This is a genomic window from Ralstonia sp. Ralssp135, assembly GCF_047304345.1.
Classification (GTDB): Bacteria; Pseudomonadota; Gammaproteobacteria; order Burkholderiales; family Burkholderiaceae; genus Ralstonia; species Ralstonia chuxiongensis.
Window position 1 is genome coordinate 1 of the sequence record NZ_JBGLYZ010000070.1, and the last position, 10,701, is coordinate 10,701.

Here is a 10,701-nt window from a genome sequence, read left to right on the forward strand (position 1 = left end):
GGTATCGGTGCTTCGCTGGGCAACATGAGCGAAGACAACTGGCACTATCACTTCTACGACACCGTCAAGGGCTCCGACTGGCTCGGCGACCAGGACGCGATCGAGTTCATGTGCCGCCAGGCACCGAACGTGGTCTATGAGCTGGAACACTTCGGCATGCCGTTCGACCGCAACGCCGACGGCACCATCTACCAGCGTCCGTTCGGCGGCCATACGTCGAACTACGGTGAGAAGCCCGTGCAGCGTGCCTGCGCCGCGGCTGACCGTACCGGCCACGCGCTGCTGCACACGCTGTATCAGCGTAACGTCAAGGCCAAGACCCACTTCTTCGTCGAATGGATGGCGCTGGATCTGATCCGCGACCAGGACGGCGACGTGCTGGGCGTGACCGCGCTGGAAATGGAAACCGGCGAGGTCTACATCCTCGAAGCGAAGACGACGCTGTTCGCCACGGGCGGTGCGGGCCGGATCTACGCAGCGTCCACCAACGCCTTCATCAACACCGGTGACGGCCTGGGCATGGCAGCGCGCGCAGGCGTCCCGCTGGAAGACATGGAGTTCTGGCAGTTCCACCCGACCGGCGTGGCCGGCGCGGGCGTGCTGATCACGGAAGGCGTGCGTGGCGAGGGCGGCATCCTGCGTAACAAGGATGGCGAGCGCTTCATGGAGCGCTATGCCCCGACGCTGAAGGATCTGGCGCCGCGTGACTTCGTGTCGCGCTCGATGGACCAGGAAATCAAGGAAGGCCGCGGCTGCGGCCCGAACGGCGACTACGTGCTGCTCGACCTGACCCACGTCGGTGCCGAGACCATCATGAAGCGCCTGCCGTCGATCCGCGAGATCGGCCTGAAGTTCGCCAACGTCGACGCCATCAAGGAACCGATCCCGGTGGTGCCGACCATCCACTACCAGATGGGTGGCATTCCGACGAACTATCACGGCCAGGTCGTGGTGCCGAAGAACGGCAACCCGAACGAGGTCATCAACGGCTTCTACGCGATCGGCGAATGCTCATGCGTGTCGGTGCACGGCGCCAACCGCCTGGGCACGAACTCGCTGCTCGACCTGGTGGTGTTCGGCCGCTCGGCGGGCAACCACATCATTGCGCAGAACCTGAAGAACCGCGAGCACAAGCCGTTACCGGCCGATGCAGCGGACCGCGCACTGTCGCGCCTGGCCAAGCTCGATTCGTCCAGCTCGGGCGAGTACGCGCAGGACGTCGCCAACGACATCCGCCGCAACATGCAGTCGCACGCTGGCGTGTTCCGTACGCAAAAGCTGATGGATGAAGGCGTCGAGCGCATCCTGGAAGTGGCCGAGCGCGCTGGCAGCATCCACCTGAAGGACAAGTCCAAGGTGTTCAACACCGCGCGCGTCGAAGCGCTGGAAGTGGCCAACCTGGTGGAAGTGGCAAAGGCGACGATGGTGTCGGCCGCCGCCCGCAAGGAATCGCGCGGCGCCCACGCCCACAGCGACTTCCCGAACCGCGACGACGAAAACTGGATGAAGCACTCGCTGTGGTACAGCGAAGGCAACCGCCTCGACTACAAGCCCGTGCAGTTGAAGCCGCTGTCGGTGGAATCGGTGCCGCCCAAGGCGCGTACGTTCTAACGGATAAGAAGGGCCCACAAAAATGAAGCGTATTTTTGAAGTCTATCGCTACGATCCGGACAAGGACGCAGCACCCCGCATGCAGACCTACGAGGTTGAACTCGACGGTCACGAGCGCATGCTGCTCGACGCGCTGGTCAAGCTGAAGAAGCTCGACGAGTCGATCGCGTTCCGTCGCTCGTGCCGTGAAGGCGTGTGCGGCTCCGACGCCATGAACATCAACGGCAAGAACGGTCTGGCCTGCCTGACCAACATGCGTGAGCTGCCCGAGAAGATCGTGCTGCGCCCGCTGCCGGGGCTGCCCGTGGTGCGCGACCTGATCGTGGACATGACGCAGTTCTTCAACCAGTACCACTCGATCAAGCCGTACCTGATCAACGACGAGCCGCCGCCCGAGAAAGAGCGTCTGCAGTCGCCGGAAGAGCGTGAAGAGCTCGACGGCCTGTACGAGTGCATTCTGTGCGCGAGCTGCTCGACGTCGTGCCCGTCGTTCTGGTGGAACCCGGACAAGTTCGTCGGCCCGGCCGGTCTGCTGCAGGCGTATCGTTTCATCGCCGACAGCCGCGACCAGGCCACCAGCGAACGCCTGGACAATCTGGAAGATCCGTATCGCCTGTTCCGCTGCCACACCATCATGAACTGCGTCGATGTGTGCCCGAAGGGCCTGAACCCGACCAAGGCCATCGGCAAGATCAAGGAATTGATGGTGCGGCGCGCGGTGTAAGCCGCGAGTCAGCGCACTTTGGCATTGTGTGTCGCCGGAGCGGTTTCTCCGGCGACACATTTTTAGGAAGTATGGTTGCTGTGAACACTCCGACGTTCTCCCATCAGTCCGATCCACACAAGCGTGCCCGTTTGCGCTGGCGTGCCCGACGCGGCCTGCTTGAGAACGACATCATCGTCGAGCGATTCTTCAACCGCTACGAGACGGAACTGTCGGATGACGACGTTGCCGCGCTCTCGCAGTTGTTCGAGCTTCCCGACAACGACCTGATGGATCTCCTGCTTGCACGCAAGGAACCGGAGGGCGAACTCGACGTGCCTCACATCCAGCACGTCCTGACCTTGCTGCGCTCGGTCTAAACCGGCGCGCGAGAGGTTGCCGCAAGACGAATCGGTCTAGCCGCCCCCGGCCGGCGCCCCTTGATCCGTCTGGCGGGAGTCTCCCGACTTCATTTTTATAAACAGCAGAGAAGGAAACCGACATGACGCCGTCCGAAGTGAAAGCCACCCTATCGTTTTCCGATGGCTCGCCCAGCGTCGAGCTGCCGATCTATAAGGGCACGGTTGGCCCGGACGTGATCGACATTCGCAAGCTGTACGGTCAGACGGGCAAGTTCACGTACGACCCCGGCTTCATGTCGACCGCGTCGTGCAATTCCAAGATCACCTACATCGATGGTGACAAAGGTGAGCTGCTGTATCGCGGCTACGCCATCGACGATCTGGCCAGCAAGTGCGATTTCATGGAAATCTGCTATCTGCTGCTGAAGGGCGAGCTGCCCAACGCCAAGCAGAAGGAAGAGTTCAACCATGTGGTGACGAACCACACCATGGTGCACGAGCAGATGCAGTTCTTCCTGCGCGGTTTCCGTCGTGACGCCCATCCGATGGCCGTGCTGACCGGCCTGGTTGGTGCCATGAGCGCGTTCTATCCGGACGCTGCCAACATCAATGACCCGCGCGAGCGCGAAATCTCGCAGATCCGCCTGATCGCCAAGCTGCCGACGCTGGTGGCCATGGCGTACAAGTACAACATCGGCCAGCCGAACATCTATCCGCAGAACAACCTGTCGTACACGGGTAACTTCATGCGCATGATGTTTGCCACGCCGTGCGAAGACTACAAGGTGAACCCGGTGCTGGAGCGCGCTCTGGACCGCATCTTCATCCTGCACGCAGACCACGAGCAGAACGCTTCGACGTCGACGGTGCGTCTGGCCGGCTCGTCGGGCACGAACCCGATCGCGGCAATCGCCGCCGGTATCGCCTGCCTGTGGGGCCCGGCGCACGGTGGCGCGAACGAAGCCGCGCTGAACATGCTGGAAGAAATCGGCTCGGTGGACAAGGTTCCCGAGTTCATCAAGCAGGTCAAGGACAAGAACAGCGGCGTGCGCCTGATGGGCTTTGGCCACCGCGTGTACAAGAACTACGACCCGCGCGCCAAGCTGATGCGCGAAACCTGCCATGAAGTGTTGAACGAACTGGGCCTGCACAATGACCCGCTGTTCAAGCTCGCCATGGAACTGGAAAAGATCGCACTGGAAGACGAGTACTTCGTCAGCCGCAAGCTGTACCCGAACGTCGACTTCTACTCGGGTATCGTGCAGCGCGCGTTGGGCATCCCGTCGTCGATGTTCACCTGCATCTTCGCGCTGGCCCGCTCGGTGGGCTGGATCGCACAGTGGGAAGAGATGATCACTGATCCGGAGTACAAGATCGGTCGTCCGCGCCAGCTGTTCAATGGCGCCGCAACCCGCGAAGTGCCGTCGATCGACAAGCGCTAAGCCAGGCTGTTCGCTTTACAGAAGCCCCGCTCGGGAAACCAGCGGGGCTTTTTGTTGCCCGCAGCTGCCAGAAAGGCTTTCGCATAATGGCGAAACCCCCTTTCGTCAGTCACGTCCGGTGCCCAATGCCCCGGATGGCATAATCGATCACTCCCCACGAAACTGCTCGCGCGGCGGCCCTGAATTTAAAAAAGGGGCGCGTTGTGCACGGATCGAATCATGGCCAAGACGCTCTACGACAAACTTTGGGACGATCACGTCGTTCATACCGAAGAGGACGGCACGACTGTCCTTTACATCGATCGTCAACTGCTGCACGAAGTGACGAGCCCGCAGGCCTTCGAAGGCCTGAAGATTGCCGAGCGTCCGGTGTGGCGCATCAGCGCCAACCTGGCTGTGTCGGACCACAACGTGCCGACTACCGATCGCTCGCACGGCATTGCCGATCCGGTTTCCAAGCTGCAGGTCGACACGCTCGACGCGAATTGCGACAGCTACGGCATCACGCAATTCAAGATGAATGACAAGCGTCAGGGCATCGTGCACGTGATCGGGCCGGAGCAGGGGGCGACGCTGCCTGGCATGACGGTCGTGTGCGGCGATTCGCATACCAGCACGCACGGCGCATTCGGCGCGCTGGCGCACGGCATTGGCACGTCGGAAGTCGAGCACGTGCTGGCCACGCAAACGCTGCTCGCCAAGAAGAGCAAGAACATGCTCGTGAAAGTGGAAGGCACGCTGCCGCGTGGCTGTACAGCCAAGGACATCGTGCTCGCCATCATCGGCAAGATCGGTACGGCTGGCGGCACGGGCTATGCCATGGAATTCGGCGGCTCGGCCATTCGCGCGTTGTCGATGGAAGGTCGTATGACCGTGTGCAACATGGCGATCGAAGGCGGCGCACGCGCAGGCATGGTCGCCGTGGACGATGTCACGCTGGAATACATCAAGGGCCGTCCATTCGCGCCCCAGGGCGTGGAGTGGGAGCAGGCCGTCGCCTACTGGCGCACGCTTCATTCTGACGAAGGTGCGCATTTCGATCAGGTGGTCGAGTTGCGCGCTGAAGAGATTCGCCCGCAGGTGAGCTGGGGCACGTCGCCGGAAATGGTGGTCAGCATTGAAGACCGCGTACCGGATCCCGAAAAGGAAAAAGACCCGAACAAGCGCAACGCCATGGAGCGCGCGCTGGAATACATGGGCCTGCAGCCGAACGTCGCCATCAGCGACATCAACATCGACAAGGTCTTCATCGGCTCGTGCACCAACAGCCGTATCGAAGACATGCGCGCTGCCGCGTGGGTTGTGCAGAAGCTGGGCAAGCGCATCGCCTCCAACGTGAAGCTGGCGATGGTCGTGCCGGGCTCGGGCCTCGTGAAGGAGCAGGCCGAGCGAGAAGGGCTCGACAAGATCTTCAAGGCGGCTGGCTTTGAATGGCGCGAGCCGGGTTGCTCGATGTGTCTCGCGATGAACGCCGACCGCCTCGACCCGGGCGAGCGCTGCGCATCTACATCCAACCGCAACTTCGAAGGTCGTCAGGGCGCGGGTGGCCGCACCCACCTGGTCAGCCCGGCGATGGCCGCTGCGGCTGCGCTGGAAGGCCACTTCGTTGACGTGCGCAAGCTCGCTTGAGCGGCAGGATAGAGAGAGCAATCATGGAACAATTCACCATCCACACCGGCCTCGTGGCCCCGCTCGACCGCGAGAACGTAGACACCGACGCCATCATCCCGAAGCAATTCCTCAAGTCGATCAAGCGCACGGGCTTCGGCCCGAACCTGTTCGACGAGTGGCGCTACAAGGACGTCGGCGAGCCCGGCCAGGACAACAGCAAGCGTCCGCTGAACCCGGACTTTGTGCTGAACCAGCCGCGTTACAAGGGCGCCTCCGTGTTGCTGGCGCGCAAGAACTTCGGCTGCGGCAGCTCGCGTGAGCACGCACCGTGGGCGCTGCAGCAGTATGGCTTCCGCGCCATCATCGCGCCGAGCTTTGCCGACATCTTCTTCAACAACTGCTTCAAGAACGGCCTGCTGCCGATCGTGCTGACGGAGTCGCAAGTCGATCATCTGTTCAACGAGACGCAAGCATTTACCGGCTACCAACTGACCGTCGATCTGGACAAGCAGATCGTTGTCACGCCAGGCGGTACGGCATATCCGTTCGACGTCACGGCATTCCGCAAATACTGCCTGCTGAACGGCTTCGACGACATCGGTCTGACGCTGCGCTACGCCGACCAGATCAAGGCTTATGAAGCGCAGCGCCTGGCCAAGATGCCGTGGCTCGCGCACAAGCTCGTCGGCTGAGTTGACACCAGAACAACAAGGACAACCAAACACATGACCAAGATTGCAGTGTTGCCGGGTGACGGCATTGGCAAGGAAATCGTCGCCGAGGCCGTGAAGGTGCTCAAGGTACTGGGCGAACCGTTCGAGATGGAATTCGCCCCCGTGGGCGGCGCAGGCTACGAAGCCAAGGGCCATCCGCTGCCCGAAGACACGCTCAAGCTCGCCAAGGAAGCTGACGCCATCCTGTTCGGTGCCGTGGGCGACTGGAAGTACGACACGCTGGCGCGCGAACTGCGCCCCGAGCAGGCCATTCTCGGCCTGCGCAAGCATTTGCAGCTGTTCGCCAATTTCCGTCCGGCGATTTGTTATCCGGAGCTGGCCGGTGCATCGAGCCTGAAGCCGGAGATCGTGTCCGGTCTCGACATCCTGATCGTGCGCGAACTGACTGGCGACATCTACTTCGGCCAGCCGCGCGGCGTGCGTTCGGCCCCGGACGGTGCGTTTGCCGGAGCACGCGAAGGCTTCGACACGATGCGCTACAGCGAGCCGGAAATCCGCCGCATCGCGCACGTCGCCTTCCAGGCTGCCGCCAAGCGCGGCAAGAAGCTGTGCAGCGTTGACAAGGCCAACGTGCTCGAGACGTTCCAGTTCTGGAAGGACATCGTCACCGATGTGCATAAGGAATACCCGGAAGTCGAGCTGTCGCACATGTACGTCGACAACGCGGCCATGCAACTCGTGAAGGCCCCGAAGAACTTCGACGTGATTGTTACCGGCAACATGTTCGGTGACATCCTCTCGGACGAGGCCGCAATGCTGACGGGCTCGATCGGCATGCTGCCGTCGGCGTCGCTCGATGCGAACAACAAGGGCCTGTATGAGCCGTCGCACGGCTCCGCGCCAGACATCGCAGGCAAGGGTATTGCAAACCCGCTGGCGACGATCCTGTCGGCGGCGATGATGCTGCGCTATTCGCTGAACAAGGCCGAGCAGGCTGATCGCATCGAAACGGCTGTCAAGAAGGTGCTGGCGCAGGGCTACCGGACCGGCGACATCCTGACGCCGGGCTGCAAACAGGTCGGCACTGTGGAGATGGGCGACGCGGTGGTCGCTGCCTTGTAAATCAAAGCATGCGTTGCGGTGCCGTCACATGCGGCGCCGCGATCGTCATTTTTTCGGCGGACACATGTTGCAGTGCATTGTGTGGCCGCCAAATCGTGTATATTTTTGCAGATGATCTCGATCGCGCTCCCCGTCCTCGTACTGGGCATTCTGGGCACCCTGGCTATCGCCGCCAAGGGCACTGCCGCGCGCGCTCGCATGACGCTTGTCGAGATTCGCACGACCACGAAAATCATTACCAAAAAAACGATCTCGTAGATCGTCCGTCGTGTCCGTTCGCCTTCCCCGCGCGGTCACGCCGGGCGACCGAGGCGGGGAAAATCACTAGAGGTTCACAATCATGAAGGTAGGTCTCGTCGGTTGGCGCGGCATGGTGGGCAGCGTGCTGATGCAGCGCATGCAGGAAGAGAAGGATTTCGACCTGATCGACACCGTGTTTTTCAGCACCAGCAACGCTGGCGGCAAGGCGCCCGCATTCGCCAAGACGGATGCGCCCCTGGCCGACGCCAACGACATCGAAGCATTGAAGGCATGCGACACGATCATCACGTGCCAGGGCGGTGACTACACCACCGAAGTCTTCCCGAAGCTGCGCGCCGCCGGCTGGAATGGCTACTGGATCGACGCCGCCTCGACGCTGCGCATGGAAGATGACGCCGTGATCGTGCTGGACCCGGTCAACCTGTCGCTCATCAAGAATGCGGTGGCGGCCGGTACCAAGAATTTCATCGGCGGCAACTGCACCAATTCGATTCTGCTGATGGGCGTGGGCGGACTGTTCCGCGAAGGCCTGGTCGAGTGGGTCAGCTCGATGACCTACCAGGCCGCTTCGGGCGGTGGTGCAAACCATATGCGCGAGCTGCTCAAGGGCATGGGCGTGATCCACGGCGCGGTGGCTGATGAACTGGCCAATCCGGCCTCCGCCATCTTGGACATCGACCGCAAGGTTGCCAAGACCATCCGCGAGGATGTGCCGACCGAATTCTTCCCGGCGCCGCTGGCTGGCGGTTTGATCCCCTGGATCGACAAGCAGCTCGACAACGGTCAGTCGAAGGAAGAGTGGAAGGGCCAGGCCGAGGTCAACAAGATCCTGGGCTCGGCGCAGACGATTCCGGTCGACGGCCTGTGTGTGCGGATTGGCGCAATGCGCTGCCACAGCCTGGGCCTGACGCTCAAGCTCAAGCGCGACCTGCCGCTCGAAGAAATCGAGCAGATCATCCGCTCGGGTAACCCCTGGGTGAAGTGGGTACCGAACGACCGCAGCATCACCGAGAAGGAGCTGACGCCGGCGTCCATCACCGGTGGTCTGGAAATCGGCGTGGGCCGTGTGCGCAAGCTGAACATGGGGCCCGAGTATGTGAGCGCCTTCGTAATCGGCGACCAGCTTCTGTGGGGCGCCGCCGAGCCGCTGCGCCGTACGTTGCGTATCCTGCTGGGCAAGTGATTCGAGCTTTGCTTTCCTTGTCAGGTCGGGCATCGGCGGCTGTCGTTGCGGCCTGACAACAGAAAGTGCGCTTTTTCTACCAACGCCGCGCGGCCTGCGCGGCGTTGTGCCATCTGGACGCCCACGGTCTGTAACGTTGGTACACAATAGCGGCCGGAACGCTGTCCGCCCATTCGTGGGGTGGACGGGGCACGGGGAAGGGTTAGCGCCACATGAAGCACACGCATTCCGGGGGGTACGTCGGGTGCTTCAGAATCTCGCCAATTGTGTCGTTTTCATAAAGATTGACGGCGGTTCTTATCCAGCACTTCACTTTTTGGGTGAACTTGCTGCGCTAACTCGTTGATGTTAAGTTCGTTTGCACATTAAAAGATAACGGAGTCGAAGGTGAGGGTGAGCCAATACCGCCGGAGAGAATCGTCCCATCGCAGTCCTCGCTGGTCGGCCGTCGCGTTTGCTGCGGCGAGCCTGCTGCTGATTCAGCCCGCTGCACAAGCGGCCGGTTTCGGCGCGCTGCACGTGCGTTCCAGCCTCGGCCAGCCGCTGCAGGCCGAGATCGATCTGACCGGCGTGACGCCCGAAGAGGCGCAAAACCTGGTCGCCAAATTGGCTGCGCCGGATGCCTATTCGCGTGCCGGTCTGACCTACAACCCAATCGTCTCCTCGCTGCGTGCCTCGCTGGAGCGCCAGTCGAATGGCAATTATGTGGTGCGTCTGCGCTCGACCCAGCCCGTCGCCGAGCCGTTCGTTGATGTTCTGGTCGACTTGAACTGGGCGAGCGGCCACGTTTCGCGCGCCTATACGTTCCTGCTGGATCCGGTGGGCTCCAGCAATACCGCACAGAATTTCGCGCCGACGCCGGTGGTGCAGGCCACGACGCCGGGCGCCGCTGAATCGACGTCGGCTGCCTCGGCCGCTCAACCGCAAGCTGCAGCCCCGACTGCCGCGGCGCCGGCACCGGCACGCCAGCCCCGTGCTGCTCGCCAAGCCGCGCGTGCCCAGCAAGCTGCTCCTGCTGCTGCCACCCCGGACGCTACGCCCGGTGGCTCGTACACTGTGCAGCGTGGCGATAGCCTTTACGACGTCGCATCGACGGCTGCTCAAGGTCAAGACGCCGTGTCGCTCGACCAGATGCTGCTGGCCCTGTATCGGAACAATCCCAACGCTTTCATTGGCGGCAACATCAACCGGCTGCGTACCGGCTCGGTGCTGAAAGTGCCCTCGCAGGCCGAAGCGCAGAAAACGCCTGCGCGCGAGGCACGCCGCGAAGTCATTGCGCAGACGTCCGGCTTTGCCGGCTATCGCAACCGCCTCGCAACGGCGGCGGAAGCCAACGCGGCCACGGATACCGATTCCGCCCGCCAGCAAAGCGGCAGCGTGTCGGCCCGTGTGCAGGATCAGGCTACGCCGGCTGCAAGCGGCCGCGACGAGCTGCGTCTCTCCAAGGCTGACCGTGCCGGCAAGGCTGGCGCCGCAGCCGCTCATGACGAGGAGCTCGTCGCCAAGGAGCGCGCGCTCAAGGAAATGGAATCGCGCGTTGCACAGTTGGAGAAGAATCTCTCTGACATGCAGCGCCTGGTTGAATTGAAGAACGCTGAACTGGCCAAGGCGGCCAGCGCTGCCAAGCCGGCCGCTGGTGCTGCGCCGTCAACGGCTGCCCCGGCAGAAACGGCAGCCGCTGCACCGGCTTCCTCGACGACGGCTGCGGCGCCAGCCTTGCCGGCACGGTCAG

At 62.4% G+C, this 10,701-nt stretch carries 10 protein-coding genes; all 10 read left to right on the plus strand.

Going from position 1 to position 10,701, the window contains the following annotated elements:
• Positions 1-1,611 (plus strand): succinate dehydrogenase flavoprotein subunit (sdhA, locus tag ACCD03_RS25000; protein ID WP_413413231.1); only part of this gene is annotated, 1,611 nt, incomplete at its 5' end.
• Between the two features lie 22 nt (positions 1,612-1,633).
• Positions 1,634-2,335, plus strand: coding sequence for a succinate dehydrogenase iron-sulfur subunit (locus ACCD03_RS25005; RefSeq protein ID WP_009241007.1), 702 nt, complete (start codon positions 1,634-1,636; stop codon positions 2,333-2,335).
• A gap of 71 nt (positions 2,336-2,406) precedes the next feature.
• A complete protein-coding gene (locus ACCD03_RS25010; protein ID WP_009241006.1) occupies positions 2,407-2,694 on the plus strand; it encodes a succinate dehydrogenase assembly factor 2 in 288 nt (95 codons plus the stop codon).
• 122 nt (positions 2,695-2,816) lie between these two features.
• Positions 2,817-4,118 carry a citrate synthase gene (gene gltA, locus ACCD03_RS25015; RefSeq protein ID WP_253540096.1) on the plus strand — a complete coding sequence of 434 codons (1,302 nt, stop codon included), beginning with the start codon at positions 2,817-2,819 and terminating at the stop codon, positions 4,116-4,118.
• Between the two features lie 219 nt (positions 4,119-4,337).
• Entirely contained in the window at positions 4,338-5,747 is a 1,410-nt protein-coding gene (leuC, locus tag ACCD03_RS25020; RefSeq protein WP_253540094.1) for a 3-isopropylmalate dehydratase large subunit, read from the plus strand.
• Positions 5,748-5,770: 23 nt separating this feature from the next.
• Positions 5,771-6,421 carry a 3-isopropylmalate dehydratase small subunit gene (gene leuD, locus ACCD03_RS25025; protein WP_045203311.1) on the plus strand — a complete coding sequence of 217 codons (651 nt, stop codon included), beginning with the start codon at positions 5,771-5,773 and terminating at the stop codon, positions 6,419-6,421.
• Between the two features lie 33 nt (positions 6,422-6,454).
• Positions 6,455-7,525 carry a 3-isopropylmalate dehydrogenase gene (gene leuB / locus ACCD03_RS25030; RefSeq protein ID WP_413413232.1) on the plus strand — a complete coding sequence of 357 codons (1,071 nt, stop codon included), beginning with the start codon at positions 6,455-6,457 and terminating at the stop codon, positions 7,523-7,525.
• Positions 7,526-7,606: 81 nt separating this feature from the next.
• Entirely contained in the window at positions 7,607-7,783 is a 177-nt protein-coding gene (locus tag ACCD03_RS25035; protein WP_413413233.1) for a hypothetical protein, read from the plus strand.
• 82 nt (positions 7,784-7,865) lie between these two features.
• Positions 7,866-8,969 (plus strand): aspartate-semialdehyde dehydrogenase, encoded by a 1,104-nt coding sequence (asd, locus tag ACCD03_RS25040; protein WP_253540091.1) that lies wholly within the window; start codon positions 7,866-7,868, stop codon positions 8,967-8,969.
• Positions 8,970-9,356: 387 nt separating this feature from the next.
• Positions 9,357-10,701 (plus strand): FimV family protein (locus ACCD03_RS25045; RefSeq protein ID WP_413413234.1); only part of this gene is annotated, 1,345 nt, incomplete at its 3' end.